Source organism: Pseudomonas sp. Ors-4-3C, assembly GCF_055755035.1.
This window is the reverse complement of the sequence record NZ_CM146900.1, coordinates 5,685,945-5,703,351: the sequence shown is the minus strand read 5'-3', so window position 1 is coordinate 5,703,351 and position 17,407 is coordinate 5,685,945. Positions and strand designations below refer to the sequence as shown.

General features: G+C 62.4%; 2 protein-coding genes. Both read left to right on the top strand.

What is annotated here, in order from left to right:
* Positions 1-83 precede the first annotated feature (83 nt).
* A complete protein-coding gene (locus tag ACVHNU_RS25815; RefSeq protein WP_473018548.1) occupies positions 84-16,919 on the top strand; it encodes a LapA family giant adhesin in 16,836 nt (5,611 codons plus the stop codon).
* Positions 16,920-17,066: 147 nt separating this feature from the next.
* Complete coding sequence (locus ACVHNU_RS25810; protein ID WP_003220449.1) at positions 17,067-17,405, top strand: hypothetical protein; 339 nt, start codon at positions 17,067-17,069, stop codon at positions 17,403-17,405.
* Positions 17,406-17,407: the final 2 nt, after the last annotated feature.

The window sequence follows — 17,407 nt, the reverse complement described above, 5'->3', positions numbered from 1 at the left end:
TAAAAGTACGTCCAGACTGATTCGGCGCCGAAGCCATCAGGTCTATGGAAGTCAACTGAACGTGACACCCCGGAGAGTCTTCAATGAGCAGTGTTGTTGCCATCGTCAAAAGCATTGTCGGTCAGGTATTCGCGGTGTCCCCGGAGGGCGTCCGTCGCGTACTCGTTGAAGGCGACCGCCTGTTCGTCGGCGACCAGATCGATACCGGCCTTTCCGGCGCCGTGTCGCTGGAACTGGCCGATGGCCGCACCCTGGACCTGGGCCGCGAGACTCAGTGGAGCGCCAACGCGCCCGACTCCAGCACTGACCTGGCCGAAGCCACCGCGCAGGCCGCGCCGTCTGTAGCAGAACTGCAGCAGGCTATCGCTGCCGGCGCCGACCCGACCACCGATCTGGAAGCCACCGCTGCCGGCCCGAGCGCTGCGGGGACAGGTGGTGCTGCCGGTGGTGGCCATAGCTTCGTGATGCTCGACGCCACCGCTGGCCGCGTCGATCCGACCATCGGCTTCCCGACCGCGGGCATCAACTCCGGTGCTCAAGCGGCACAGAACATCACCGGTGGCCAGACCACCGACAGCACCGCCAACGCTCTGCGTGAGTCGACCCTGAGCCTCAGCGCCACACCGACCATCACCGAAGCCGGCGGCGTGCTGGTGTACACCGCGACCCTGACCCAGGCGCCGCTGACCGACCTGACCATCACCCTGTCCAACGGCTCGGTGATCGTGATTCCGGCAGGTTCCACCAGCGGTACCGTCAACGTGCCGCTGGCACCGAACGACACCGTCTACAACGACCCGACCCAGATCAACGTGGCCGTCACCGGCACCACCGGTGGCAACGGCATTACCGTCACCGTGCCGACTACTCCGGCCGTGACCCAGGTCACCGACACCATCGACACCACCACCGTTACTCTGACGGCGGGCAACAGCGTCACCGAAGGTGGCCAGATCACCTACACCGCGACCCTGACCAATCCGGCGCAGACGCCGGTTACCGTGACGCTGTCCAACGGTTCGACCATCACCATCGAAGCCGGCAAGACCACGGGCACCGTCAACGTGCCGACACCGCCGAACGACGTCTATAACAATGGCAGCACCGTCACCACCACCATCACCGGTGCTACCGGCGGCAACTTCGAAAACCTGGTGCCGAACACGACGCCGGCGGTGACCACTATCACCGACTCGATCGACACCACCAACCTGACCCTGACCGCCACCGGCAGCGTGGTTGAAGGCGGCCAGATCACCTACACCGCGACCCTGACCAACCCGGCACAGACACCGGTTACCGTGACGCTGTCCAACGGTTCGACCATCACCATCGAAGCCGGCAAGACCACGGGCACCGTCAACGTGCCGACACCGCCGAACGACGTCTACAACAACGGCGGCACCATCAGCACCACCATCACCGGTGCTACCGGCGGCAACTTCGAAAACCTGGTGCCGAGCACGACGCCAGCGACCACAACCGTTACCGATTCCATCGACACCACCAATCTGTCGCTGAGTGCCACTGGCACCGTCGCTGAAGGCGGCTCGATCGTTTACACCGCAACCCTGACCAACCCGGCTGGCACCCCGGTGACCGTGACGTTGAGCAACGGCTCCGTCATCACCATCGAAGCCGGCAAAACCACTGGCACTGTGACCGTTCCGGCGCCTGCGGACGACGTCTACAAAGATGCCGGCAAAGTCGAAGTCAGCATCACTGGCACCACAGGTGGCAATTTCGAGAACCTGGTGCCGAGCACCGTTCCGGCCGTGACCGAAGTCACCGATACCATCGACACCTCGACCGTGAAACTCACGGCCGATACCTCGGTGGCTGAAGGCGGCACCGTCACCTACACCGCCACCGTCGGCGCCCCGGTAACCGGTTCGCCGGTTGTTGTGACCTTGGCGAACGGCCAGACCATCACCATTGAGGTCGGCAAGACCACCGGCACCGTGACCACCACCGCGCCGAACGATGCGCTGACCGGCAATCCGCCGCTGACCAACGCCATCACCAACGTAACCGGTGGCAACTACGAAAATCTGATTGCGGACAAAACCCCGGTTTCGACCACCGTCACCGACACCGTCGACACCACTAACCTGTCGCTGAGCGCCACCGGCTCGGTCGCCGAGGGTGGTTCGATCGTCTACACCGCGACCCTGACCAACGCGGCTGGTTCGCCAGTCACCGTGACCCTGAGCAATGGCGCGGTGATCACTATCGAGGCTGGCAAAACCACCGGCACAGTGACTGTTCCAGCGCCAGCCGATGACGTCTACAAAGATGCCGGCAAAGTCGAAGTGACCATCAACGGTGCAACCGGCGGCAACTTCGAAAACCTGGTGCCAAGCACTGTTCCAGCCGTGACCGAAGTCACTGACACCATCGATACTTCGACGGTCAAACTGTCCGCTGATACTTCGGTCGCCGAGGGCGGCACCGTCACTTACACCGCCACCGTCGGTGCCCCCGTGACCGGTTCGCCGGTGCTGGTGACCCTGGCCAATGGTCAGACCATCACCATCGAAGTGGGCAAGACCACCGGCACCGTAACTACCACCGCACCGAACGACGTGCTGAACGGCCAAGCACCGCTGAGCAACTCGATCACCGGCGTGACCGGTGGCAACTACGAAAACCTCGTAGCGGACAAAACCCCGGTCAGCACCACCGTAACCGACACTGTCGACACCACCAACCTGACGTTGAGCGCCACTGGCTCCGTCGCTGAAGGTGGTTCGATCGTTTACACCGCCACCCTGACCAACCCTGCCGGCACCCCGGTAACCGTGACGTTGAGCAACGGCTCCGTCATCACCATCGAAGCCGGCAAAACCACTGGCACCGTGACTGTTCCGGCGCCTGCCGATGACGTCTATAAAGACGCGGGCAAAGTCGAAGTAAGCATCACCGGTACCACCGGCGGTAACTTCGAGAACCTGGTGCCGAGCACCGTTCCTGCCGTGACCGAAGTGACCGATACCATCGACACTTCGACCGTCAAATTGACCGCCGATACCTCGGTGGCCGAGGGCGGGACCGTCACTTATACCGCCACAGTGGGCGCGCCTGTCACCGGCTCGCCAGTGACCGTGACTCTGGCGAACGGCCAGACCATCACCATCGAAGTCGGCAAAACCACCGGCACCGTGACCACCACCGCGCCGAACGATGCGTTGAACGGCCATGAACCGCTGACCAACGCGATCACTGACGTGAGCGGCGGCAACTACGAAAACCTCGTGGCCGACAAAACTCCGGTCAGCACCACCGTGACTGACACCGTCGACACCACCAACCTGTCGCTGACTGCGACCGGCACCGTGGCTGAGGGCGGTTCGATCGTCTACACCGCGACCCTGACCAACCCGGCCGGTACTCCGGTGACCGTGACCCTGAGCAATGGCTCGGTGATCACCATCGAAGCCGGCAAAACCACCGGCACCGTGACTGTTCCGGCCCCTGCCGATGACGTCTACAAGGACGCGGGCAAGGTTGAAGTGACCATCAAGGATGCGTCCGGTGGCAACTTCGAAAACCTCGTCCCGAGCACTGTTCCGGCGGTGACTGAAGTCACTGACACCATCGATACGTCGACCGTCAAACTGACCGCGACCGAGTCGGCCGCTGAAGGTGGCACCGTCACCTACACCGCTACCGTTGGCGCGCCGGTCACCGGTTCGCCAGTCGTGGTGACCCTGGCCAATGGTCAGAACATCACCATCGAAGTCGGCAAGACCACCGGCACCGTGACCACCACCGCACCGAACGACGCGCTGAACGGTCATGCACCGCTGACCAACTCGATCACCGGCGTAACCGGCGGCAATTACGAGAATCTGGTCGCCGATAAAACCCCGGTTTCGACCACCGTCACCGACACCATCGACACCACCAATCTGTCGCTGACTGCGACCGGCACCGTGGCCGAGGGCGGTTCGATCATCTACACCGCGACCCTGACCAATCCGGCCGGTACTCCGGTGACCGTGACCCTGAGCAATGGCTCAGTGATCACCATCGAAGCCGGCAAAACCACCGGCACCGTGACTGTTCCAGCCCCAGCCGATGACGTCTACAAAGACGCCGGCAAAGTCGAAGTCACGATCAAGGATGCTGCGGGCGGCAACTTCGAGAACCTGGTGCCAAGCACCGTCCCTGCGGTCACTGAAGTGACTGACACTATCGACACCTCGACCGTCAAATTGAGCGCCGATACTTCGGTCGCCGAGGGCGGCACCGTCACTTACACCGCCACCGTCGGCGCTCCGGTAACCGGCTCACCTGTGGTCGTGACCCTGGCGAACGGCCAGAGCATCACCATCGAAGTCGGCAAAACCACCGGCACCGTCACCACCACCGCGCCGAACGATGCGTTGAACGGTCACGAGCCGCTGAACAACTCGATCACCAACGTCAGCGGCGGCAACTACGAAAACCTCGTAGCTGACAAAACGCCCGTCAGCACCACCGTCACCGACACCGTCGACACCACCAACCTGTCGCTGAGCGCGACCCCGGCGGTGAACGAAGGCGGCCAGATCACCTACACCGCCACCCTGACCAACGCCGCCGGCACCCCGGTGACCGTGACGTTGAGCAATGGCGCGGTCATCACCATCGAGGCCGGCAAAACTTCCGGCACCGTGACCGTCGATGCACCGAAGGATGACGTCTACAAGGACGCCGGCACCGTTGAAGCGACCATCAAGGGCGCGACCGGTGGCGACTTCGAAAACCTGGTGACCAGCAACGCCCCGGCAGTGACTACCGTCAACGACACCATCGACACCTCCACCGTGTCGCTGACTGCCACCGCCAACGTCGCCGAAGGCGAAACCGTGGTTTACACCGCGAGCGTGACCGCACCAGTAACCGGCTCGCCAGTCGTGGTCACCCTGTCCAACGGCCAGACCATCACCATCGCCGTCGGTGAGACCACCGGCAGCGTGAACTTCGTCGCGCCGAACAGCCCATTGGCGGGCGGCAGCTCGCTGAGCGTCGCCATCGACAAGGTTGCCGGCGGCAACTATGAAAACCTGGTGGCCGACAAGACACCGGCTAACACCGCAGTTTCTGACACTGTCGACACCACCAACCTGAACCTGACCGCCAGCGACTCGGTGGCTGAAGGTGGTTCAATTGTTTACACCGCGACACTGACCAACCCGGCTGGCACCCCGGTGACCGTGACGCTGAGCAACGGCGCTGTCATCACCATCGAGGCCGGCAAAACCACCGGCACCGTGACTGTTCCGGCTCCGGCTGACGACGTGTACAAAGACGCGGGTAAAGTCGAAGCGACCATTTCCACCGCTACCGGTGGCAACTTCGAGAATCTGGTGCCGAGCACTGTTCCTGCAGTCACCAACGTTACCGATACCATCGACACCACCACGGTCAAACTGACCGCGACCGAGTCTGCGGCTGAAGGTGGCACCGTCACTTACACCGCGACTGTCGGCGCGCCAGTGACTGGCTCGCCGGTCGTGGTGACCTTGGCCAATGGTCAGAACATCACCATCGAAGTGGGTAAAACCACTGGCACCGTGACTACCACTGCGCCGAACGATGCGTTGACCGGCCACGCGCCGCTGACCAACGCCATCACCGACGTGAGCGGCGGTAACTACGAAAACCTCGTGGCGGACAAAACTCCGGTTTCGACCAATGTCACCGACACCGTCGACACCACTAACCTGTCGCTGTCCGCGACCGGTACCGTGGCCGAAGGTGGCTCGATTGTTTACACCGCAACGCTGACCAACGCCGCTGGCTCGCCAGTCACCGTGACGTTGAGCAACGGCGCCGTGATCACCATCGACGCCGGAAAAACCACCGGCACCGTGACCGTTCCGGCACCAGCCGATGACGTGTACAAAGACGCGGGTAAAGTCGAAGCGACCATTTCCACCGCTACCGGTGGCAACTTCGAAAACCTGGTGCCGAGCACTGTTCCTGCAGTCACCAACGTTACCGATACCATCGACACCACTACGGTCAAACTCACCGCAACCGAGTCTGCTGCTGAAGGTGGCACCGTCACCTACACCGCAACCGTTGGCGCACCAGTGACCGGCTCGCCTGTAGTCGTGACCCTGGCTAATGGTCAGAACATCACCATCGAAGTGGGCAAAACCACTGGTACCGTCACCACCACTGCGCCGAACGATGCGTTGACCGGTCATGCTCCTCTGACCAACGCAATCACCGGCGTGACTGGCGGTAACTACGAGAATCTGGTGGCCGACAAAACTCCAGTCAGCACCACCGTGACTGACACCGTCGACACCACCAACCTGTCGCTCAGCGCTACCAATTCGGTCGCCGAGGGCGGTTCGATCGTTTACACAGCAACCCTGACCAACGCCGCTGGCTCGCCAGTCACCGTGACGTTGAGCAACGGCGCCGTGATCACCATCGACGCCGGCAAAACCACCGGCACCGTGACCGTGCCGGCGCCAGCCGATGACGTTTACAAAGACGCGGGTAAAGTCGAAGCGACCATCTCCACCGCTACCGGTGGCAACTTCGAAAACCTGGTGCCGAGCACCGTGCCGGCTGTGACTCAGGTCACCGACACCATCGACACCACCACGGTGAAACTCACCGCGACCGAGTCTGCTGCTGAAGGTGGTACTGTCACTTACACCGCTACCGTGGGTGCGCCAGTAACCGGCTCGCCTGTGGTCGTGACGCTGGCCAACGGTCAGAACATCACCATCGAAGTGGGTAAAACCACCGGCACCGTGACCACCACTGCGCCGAACGACGCGCTGACCGGTCATGCGCCGCTGACCAACGCGATCACCAATGTGAGCGGCGGCAACTACGAAAACCTCGTTGCCGACAAGACGCCGGTTTCGACCACCGTCACCGATACCATCGACACCACCAATCTGTCGCTCAGCGCCACCAACTCGGTGGCCGAGGGCGGTTCGATCATCTACACCGCGACCCTGACCAACGCCGCTGGCTCGCCAGTGACCGTGACCCTGAGCAACGGCGCCGTGATCACCATCGATGCCGGCAAAACCACAGGCACCGTGACCGTGCCGGCTCCGGCGGATGACGTTTACAAAGACGCGGGTAAAGTCGAAGCGACCATTTCCACCGCTACCGGCGGCAACTTCGAGAACCTGGTGCCGAGCACTGTTCCTGCAGTCACCAACGTTACCGATACCATCGACACCACCACGGTCAAACTGACCGCCACTGAGTCTGCTGCTGAAGGTGGCACTGTCACCTACACCGCGACTGTCGGTGCGCCGGTCACCGGTTCGCCTGTGGTCGTGACCCTGGCCAACGGCCAGAACATCACTATCGAAGTCGGCAAAACTACTGGCACCGTAACCACCACCGCACCGAACGATGCGCTGACCGGCCATGCGCCGTTGACCAACGCGATCACCAACGTGAGCGGTGGAAACTACGAGAATCTCGTTGCCGACAAGACCTCGGTCAACACCACCGTCACCGACACCGTCGACACCACCAACCTGTCGCTTAGCGCTACCAACTCGGTCGCCGAGGGTGGTTCGATCATCTACACCGCGACCTTGACCAACGCGGCTGGCTCGCCAGTCACCGTGACCTTGTCGAACGGAGCTGTGATCACCATCGACGCCGGAAAAACCACCGGCACCGTGACCGTTCCGGCACCAGCCGATGACGTTTACAAAGACGCGGGCAAAGTCGAAGCGACCATTTCCAACGCTACCGGTGGCAACTTCGAGAACCTGGTGCCAAGCACCGTTCCTGCGGTCACCAACGTTACCGATACCATCGACACCACCACGGTCAAACTGACCGCGACCGAGTCTGCGGCTGAAGGTGGCACCGTCACCTACACCGCAACCGTTGGCGCACCAGTGACCGGTTCGCCTGTGGTGGTGACCCTGGCCAACGGCCAGAACATCACCATCGAAGTCGGCAAGACCACCGGCACCGTGACCGCCACCGCACCGAACGATGCGTTGACCGGTCACGCGCCGTTAACCAACGCCATCACCGAAGTCAGCGGCGGCAACTACGAAAACCTCGTGGCTGACAAAACTCCGGTGTCGACCAATGTCACCGACACCGTCGACACCACTAACCTGTCGCTGTCCGCGACCGGCACCGTGGCCGAAGGTGGCTCGATCGTTTACACCGCGACTCTGACCAACGCTGCCGGTTCGCCGGTTACCGTGACGTTGAGCAACGGCGCTGTGATCACCATCGAGGCCGGCAAAACCACCGGCACCGTGACCGTTCCTGCTCCGGCGGACGACGTTTACAAAGATGCCGGTAAAGTCGAAGCGACCATTTCCACCGCTACCGGTGGCAACTTCGAAAACCTGGTGCCGAGCACCGTGCCGGCAGTGACCGAAGTCACCGACACCATCGATACTTCTACCGTCAAACTGTCCGCTGATACCTCGGTCGCCGAGGGCGGCACCGTGACCTACACCGCTACCGTCGGCGCGCCGGTCACCGGTTCGCCGGTTGTGGTGACCCTGGCCAACGGTCAGAACATCACCATCGAAGTGGGTAAAACCACCGGCACCGTGACCACCACCGCACCGAACGACGCGTTGACCGGTCATGCGCCGCTGACCAACTCGATCACCGGTGTGACCGGTGGCAATTACGAAAACCTCGTGGCTGACAAAACCCCGGTCAGCACTAACGTCACCGACACCGTCGACACCACCAACCTGTCGCTGTCCGCGACCGGTACCGTGGCTGAAGGCGGTTCGATCGTTTACACCGCAACGCTGACCAACGCGGCTGGCTCGCCAGTGACCGTAACGCTGTCGAATGGTGCTGTTATCACCATCGACGCCGGAAAAACCACCGGCACTGTGACCGTTCCGGCACCGGCCGATGACGTGTACAAAGACGCGGGCAAAGTCGAAGCGACCATTTCCACCGCTACCGGTGGCAACTTCGAGAATCTGGTACCGAGCACTGTGCCGGCTGTGACTCAGGTCACCGACACCATCGATACCACCACGGTCAAGCTGACCGCGACCGAGTCTGCGGCTGAGGGTGGCACCGTCACCTACACCGCCACCGTCGGTGCGCCGGTAACTGGTTCGCCAGTGACCGTGACTCTTGCCAACGGTCAGAACATCACCATCGAAGTGGGTAAAACCACCGGCACCGTGACCACCACCGCGCCGAACGACGCGCTGACCGGCCATGCGCCGTTGACCAACGCAATTACCAACGTCAGCGGTGGCAACTACGAAAACCTCGTTGCCGACAAGACCCCGGTCAGCACTAACGTCACCGACACCATCGACACCACCAACCTGTCGCTGACCGCTACCGGTACCGTGGCCGAAGGTGGTTCGATCGTTTACACCGCAACGCTGACCAACGCGGCTGGTTCGCCAGTGACCGTAACGCTGTCGAACGGTGCTGTTATCACCATCGACGCCGGTAAAACCACCGGCACCGTCACCGTCCCTGCACCGGCCGATGACGTCTACAAAGACGCCGGCACCGTGCAGGCAACGATCAAGTCGGCGACCGGTGGCAGCTTCGAGAACCTGGTCCCAAGCACCACACCAGCCGTGACCAACGTCACCGACACCATCGACACCACCACGGTGAAACTCACCGCGACCGAGTCTGCTGCTGAAGGTGGTACTGTCACTTACACCGCTACCGTGGGTGCGCCAGTAACCGGCTCGCCTGTGGTCGTGACGCTGGCCAACGGTCAGAACATCACCATCGAAGTGGGTAAAACCACCGGCACCGTGACCACCACTGCGCCGAACGACGCGTTGACCGGTCATGCGCCGCTGACCAACTCGATCACCGGTGTGACCGGTGGCAATTACGAGAATCTGGTCGCTGACAAGACGCCGGTTTCGACCACCGTCACCGATACCATCGACACCACCAATCTGTCGCTCAGCGCCACCAACTCGGTGGCCGAGGGCGGTTCGATCATCTACACCGCGACCCTGACCAACGCCGCTGGCTCGCCAGTGACCGTGACCCTGAGCAACGGCGCCGTGATCACCATCGATGCCGGCAAAACCACAGGCACCGTGACCGTGCCGGCTCCGGCGGATGACGTTTACAAAGACGCGGGTAAAGTCGAAGCGACCATTTCCACCGCTACCGGCGGCAACTTCGAGAACCTGGTGCCGAGCACTGTTCCTGCAGTCACCAACGTTACCGATACCATCGACACCACCACGGTCAAACTGACCGCCACTGAGTCTGCTGCTGAAGGTGGCACTGTCACCTACACCGCGACTGTCGGTGCGCCGGTCACCGGTTCGCCTGTGGTCGTGACCCTGGCCAACGGCCAGAACATCACTATCGAAGTCGGCAAAACTACTGGCACCGTAACCACCACCGCACCGAACGATGCGCTGACCGGCCATGCGCCGTTGACCAACGCGATCACCAACGTGAGCGGTGGAAACTACGAGAATCTCGTTGCCGACAAGACCTCGGTCAACACCACCGTCACCGACACCGTCGACACCACCAACCTGTCGCTTAGCGCTACCAACTCGGTCGCCGAGGGTGGTTCGATCATCTACACCGCGACCTTGACCAACGCGGCTGGCTCGCCAGTCACCGTGACCTTGTCGAACGGAGCTGTGATCACCATCGACGCCGGAAAAACCACCGGCACCGTGACCGTTCCGGCACCAGCCGATGACGTGTACAAAGACGCGGGCAAAGTCGAAGCGACCATTTCCACCGCTACCGGTGGCAACTTCGAAAATCTGGTGCCGAGCACCGTGCCGGCTGTGACTCAGGTCACCGACACCATCGACACCACCACGGTCAAACTGACCGCTACCGAGTCTGCGGCTGAAGGTGGCACCGTCACTTACACCGCGACCGTTGGTGCACCGGTAACTGGTTCGCCAGTGACCGTGACTCTTGCCAACGGTCAGAACATCACCATCGAAGTGGGTAAAACCACCGGCACCGTGACCACCACCGCGCCGAACGACGCGCTGACCGGCCATGCGCCGTTGACCAACGCAATTACCAACGTCAGCGGTGGCAACTACGAAAACCTCGTTGCCGACAAGACCCCGGTCAGCACTAACGTCACCGACACCATCGACACCACCAACCTGTCGCTGACCGCTACCGGTACCGTGGCCGAAGGTGGTTCGATCGTTTACACCGCAACGCTGACCAACGCGGCTGGTTCGCCAGTGACCGTAACGCTGTCGAACGGTGCTGTTATCACCATCGACGCCGGTAAAACCACCGGCACCGTCACCGTCCCTGCACCGGCCGATGACGTCTACAAAGACGCCGGCACCGTGCAGGCAACGATCAAGTCGGCGACCGGTGGCAGCTTCGAGAACCTGGTCCCAAGCACCACACCAGCCGTGACCAACGTCACCGACACCATCGACACCACCACGGTGAAACTCACCGCGACCGAGTCTGCTGCTGAAGGTGGCACCGTCACCTACACCGCCACCGTCGGTGCGCCGGTAACTGGCTCGCCAGTGACCGTCACTCTGGCCAATGGTCAGAACATCACCATCGAAGTGGGTAAAACCACCGGCACCGTGACCACCACTGCGCCGAACGACGCGCTGACCGGTCATGCGCCGCTGACCAACTCGATCACCGGTGTGACCGGTGGCAATTACGAGAATCTGGTGGCCGACAAGACCCCGGTCAGCACCACCGTGACCGACACCATCGACACCACCAACCTGTCGCTGTCCGCGACCGGTACCGTGGCCGAAGGTGGCTCGATTGTTTACACCGCGACCCTGACCAACGCCGCTGGCTCGCCAGTGACCGTGACCCTGAGCAACGGCGCCGTGATCACCATCGACGCGGGCAAAACCACCGGCACCGTCACCGTCCCGGCACCGGCCGACGACGTCTACAAAGACGCCGGCACCGTGCAGGCGACCATCAAGTCGGCGACCGGTGGCAACTTCGAAAACCTGGTACCAAGCACCACGCCAGCCGTGACCAGTGTCACCGACACCATCGACACCACTGGCGTGAAACTCACCGCCACTGGCACCGTGGCCGAGGGTGGCACCGTCACCTACACCGCCACCGTCGGTGCGCCTGTCACCGGTTCGCCTGTGGTCGTGACCCTGGCCAACGGCCAGACCATCACCATCGACATCGGCAAAACCACCGGCACCGTGACCAGCATCGCCCCGAACGATGCGCTGACCGGCCACGCTCCGCTGACCAACTCGATCACTAACGTGACCGGCGGCAACTACGAGAATCTGGTGGCCGACAAAACGCCGGTCAGCACCACCGTGACCGACACCATCGACACCACCAACCTGTCGCTGAGCGCGACCGGCACTGTGGCCGAAGGTGGCTCGATCGTTTACACCGCAACCCTCACCAACGCCGCCGGTTCGCCGGTCACCGTGACCCTGAGCAACGGCGCCGTGATCACCATCGACGCGGGTAAAACCACCGGCACCGTGACCGTTCCGGCTCCAGCCGACGACGTCTACAAAGACGCCGGCACCGTGCAGGCGACCATCAAGTCGGCGACCGGTGGCAACTTCGAGAACCTGGTCCCAAGCACCACGCCAGCCGTGACCAGTGTCACCGACACCATCGACACCACTGGCGTGAAACTCACCGCCACTGGCACCGTGGCCGAGGGTGGCACCGTCACCTACACCGCCACCGTCGGTGCACCTGTCACCGGTTCGCCAGTGACCGTGACCCTGGCCAACGGCCAGAGCATCACCATCGACATCGGCAAAACCACCGGCACCGTGACCAGCATCGCCCCGAACGATGCGTTGACCGGCCACGCTCCGCTGACCAACTCGATCAGCAATGTGACCGGCGGCAACTACGAAAACCTCGTCGCCGACAAAACCCCGGTCAGCACCACCGTGACCGACACCATCGACACCACCAGTCTGTCGCTGAGCGCGACCCCGGCGGTGAACGAGGGCGGCCAGATCACCTACACCGCGACCCTGACCAATGCCGCCGGCTCGCCGGTCACCGTGACCCTGAGCAACGGCTCGGTGATCACCATTGACGCCGGCAAAACCACCGGCACCGTGACCGTTCCGGCTCCGGCCGACGACGTCTACAAAGACGCCGGCAGCGTGCAGGCGACCATCACCAACGCCAGCGGTGGCAACTTCGAAAATCTGGTGACCAACACCACGCCAGCCGTGACCAACGTCACCGACACCATCGACACCACCACTGTCAGCATCACCGGCAGCACCTCGGTGACCGAAGGCCAGACCGCCAGCTACACCGTCAGCCTGACCCACCCGGCGCAGACCGACGTGACCCTGAAAATCGTCTACAGCGGCACCGCTGCCGACGGTTCGGACTTCACTGGCGTGTACACCGTGAAGATCCCGGCAGGCGCCAGCAGCGCACAGTTCAACGTCGCGACCATCGATGACAAGATCACCGAAGGCACCGAGAACTTCGTGGTCAAGATCGACTCGGCGACCGGCGGCAACTTCGAGAACCTGGCCGTCAGCAGCACCAACGGCAGCGTCAGCACCTCGATCATCGACAACGATGCGCCACCGGTCATCGACCTGGATGCCAACAACTCCAGCGGCGCCACCGGTGCCGACTACAAGGTGACGTTCACCGAAAACACCCCGGGCGCTGGCGTGTCGATTGCCGACACTGACCTGACGATCACCGACCCGGACAGCACCATGCTGACCGGCGCGACTATCGTGCTGACCAACCGTCAGGACGGCGATGCGCTGAACCTCGGCAACAGCGTCAACGGCATCACCATCAACGCCAACAGCACCAACGGCACCGTGACCCTGACCCTGTCGGGTAACGCGACGCTGGCCGACTACATGCAGGCGATCAAAAACATCACCTTCACCAACAGCAGTGAAGACCCGAGCACCGTGCCGCGGATCATCACCGTGACCGTGACCGATGGCGGCAACTACTCCAACACCGCGACCACCACGGTCAACGTGGTGGCGGTCAACGATGCGCCGGTTGCGGCTCCGGTCAACGTCACCGGCACCGAAGACACGCCACTGATCCTCGGCTGGTCGACCTTCGGTGTGACTGACGTCGACAGCCCGGCCAGCAGCCTGGGCATCAAAATCACCCAGCTGCCGGGCGAAGGCAAACTGCAGTATCTGGACGGTTCGACCTGGAAAGACGTCGCCAACAACCAGACCTTCAGCAAGGCTGACATTGACGCCGGCAAGCTGCGCTTCATGCCGGATGCCAACGAGTCGGGCGTCAACGGTTACGGCGGCACCGGCCTGGGCAACAACCAGGCTGACTATGCACAGATCAAGTTCCAGCCTACCGACGGCCAACTGCTGGGCAACACCGGCACCGTGAAGATCGACATCACGCCGGTGGCGGATGCACCGACCGTGAGCGTGGCCGACAACAGCGTGAAGTCCACCGGACTGGTCAAGGAAGTCTGGACCGGCCTGCCAGGTCTCGGCACCGACGGCAGCGGCGCGAACTCGACCACCCTGAAAAACGTGATCGACGGCGCCGGCACCCCGAACTCCAGCACCAACGTGACCAACGTGCAGTCGGACGGCAGTGTGGCCGCCGGCACCGCGTCGAAAACCTCGGGCCTGATCTATCTGGAAGCCGGCAAGACCTACAGCTTCAGCGGTGTGGCTGACGACAGTCTGCTGATCACCATTGGCGGCAAGAGTGTGGCGTCGGGTACGTGGGGCGCGGGCGGTGCGATCAGCGGCTCGTTCACCCCGACCACCAGCGGCTACTACACCCTGGACATCTACCACCACAACCAGAGCGGCCCCGGCAGCTATGACGTGAACCTGTCGGTCAACGGCAGCACGCCGATCGACCTGAGCAGCGCCGGCGTGCCGATCTACACTGGCGTGCAGGACCTGGTGAATTCCGGTGTGACCGTCTCCGACCTGCACGGCACCAACGGCGAAGGCTATTACGACGGCTACAAACTCAACACCGGCGCCGAAGGCACCACGGTGAAACTCTCGGCGATCAATACTGCGCTGACCGACACCGACGGCTCGGAAACCCTGAGCGTGAAGATCAGCGGTGCGCCGGTCGGCTCGGTACTCTCCGACGGTCACGGCCACAGCTTCACCGTCACCGCGAGCAATGGCGAAGCCAACGTCACCGGCTGGAGCCTCGGCAGCCTGACCGTGACCCCGCCGACCTACTACAACGGCCAGTTCAACCTGACCGTGACGTCGACCTCCACCGAGATGGTCGGCGGCTCGGCCAGCAGCACCGCGACCATTCCGGTCACCGTGGTGCCGGCGGTGTACAACGCCGTAGTCGGTACCTCTGGCGATGACACCTTCAACGGCACCGATGGCAACGACATCATGGTCGCCGACATCGGCGGTCTGACCGTGGTGCCGGGCACCAACTACAACATCGCATTCATGGTCGACTCCTCGGGCAGCATGAGCACCTCCTCGATCAACGCGGCCAAGGACTCGCTGACCTCGGTGTTCAACACCCTCAAGCAGAGCCTGAGCGGCAGCAACTCGGGCACGGTGAACATCTTCCTGGTGGACTTCGATACCCAGGTCAACAAGTCGGTGTCGGTGAACCTCAACGACCCGAACGCGCTGACCAAGCTCAAAGCCGTGCTCGACTCGATGACCTCCGGCGGCGGCACCAACTACGAAGACGTGTTCAAGACCACGGCCAACTTCTTCCAGAGCGCGGAAGCTGTGGCGAACACCGGGGCGAAGAACCTCACGTACTTCATCACCGACGGCCAGCCGACCTACTACCAGAGCGGCGAGCAGACCAACCCGACGCTTTACGGCAGCGTGAAGTTCGATAGTGTGGTGACGACCAGCAACTACAAGCTGGGCGATACGTTCGCCACTTACATCGACAGCACGCACTACCTGACCATCAGTGCAGCCGGTGCTGCTGTTCTGCAAACGTATAAAAACGGCAGTTGGAACTGGAGCAGCCTGGGTACCGTTCACGCTCAGGGTGATGGCACCTATGAGCTGTCGAGCCTGGCGGGCAGCGGCAGCAGCACCAGCTCGGCCACCACCGATAACGCCAACAGCAGTTTTGCCTTGCTCAACGGCCTGTCGAACGTCGAAGCCATCGGTATCAACAGCGGTGTCAGCCTCAACGATCTGAAACCGTACGACTCGGATCACTCGCCGCAAACCAACATCGATCCGAAGGACCTGGCCAACTCGATCATCGGCCACACCGAAGCGACGATGCCGGGCAACGACACCGTCAGCGGTGGCGACGGCAACGACATCCTGTTCGGCGACCTGGTGAGCTTCAACGGCATTGCCGGCGAGGGTTATCAGGCAATGCAGGCGTACGTCGCACAGCAAACCGGTGTGGATGTCAGCAAAGTCACCACCAGCAACGTGCACCAGTACATCACCGAGCACTATCAGGCGTTCGATGTGTCGGGTGCGCATGACGGCAACGACACGCTGCTGGGCGGCGCGGGCAATGACATCCTGTTCGGCTCGGGCGGCAACGACCTGCTCGACGGCGGCAAGGGCAATGACATCCTGCTCGGCGGCACCGGCAATGACACGCTCATCGGCGGCCAGGGCAACGACATCCTGATCGGTGGTTCCGGTGCCGACACCTTCGTCTGGAAAGCAGGCGACACCGGCAACGACGTAATCAAGGACTTCAACGCCAACGAAGGCGACCGCATTGATCTGCGTGACCTGTTGCAGGGCGAAACCGGCAGCACCATCGACAACTTCCTGAAGATCACCACGGTCGACGGCGTGTCGTCGCTGCAAGTCAGCTCCGGCGGCAAGTTCAACTCCGGCGATGCCGCTGCGGCCACTCCGGACGTGACGATCAAACTGGAAGGCAACAACTGGTCAACCGCCAACATTCATAACCTGATTGCCGGCAGCGATCCGACCATCAAGGTCGACCACAACAACAGCTGATGCGTGAACAAAACGGCCGCCCCTTGGGGCGGCCGTCACGTTTGCGCCTATCGCACCGGTGACGATTTCGTCGCCGCACCGCATACTCGCGCGCAGTTCGCCTATGCTGCTGACAGCATGACGCTGGTTCTTTCTGAGGGATGCTCAATGTTTTACGTGCAACGCGATGCGCAGGGTCAGCTGATCCGCGTGGAAGCTGCGGCCTACGCCGAAGCCTCGGAAACGCTGCCCGCCGACAGCCATGAAATCCAGGCCTGGTTCGCCAACGAGGTCGTGGAAACCAGCCTGAAACAGCTCAAACAGAGCGATCTGGAGATGATTCGGGTACTCGACGACCTGATTCAGGTGCTGACCCAGAAGGGCGTGATCCGCGTTACCGATCTGCCGCCGGCGGCGCAGGCCAAGCTGATGGATCGGACCCAGGCGCGGGAAGCGCTAGGCGGGTTGAGCCACTTGATCGACGACGAAGAGACCGGGCTGATCTGATC

What these genes read in the sequence shown, in the direction of transcription:
- ACVHNU_RS25815 (WP_473018548.1), top strand. Translation starts at nt 84, where the DNA reads ATGAGCAGTGTTGTTGCCATCGTCAAAAGCATTGTCGGTCAGGTATTC.
- ACVHNU_RS25810 (WP_003220449.1), top strand. Translation starts at nt 17,067, where the DNA reads ATGTTTTACGTGCAACGCGATGCGCAGGGTCAGCTGATCCGCGTGGAA.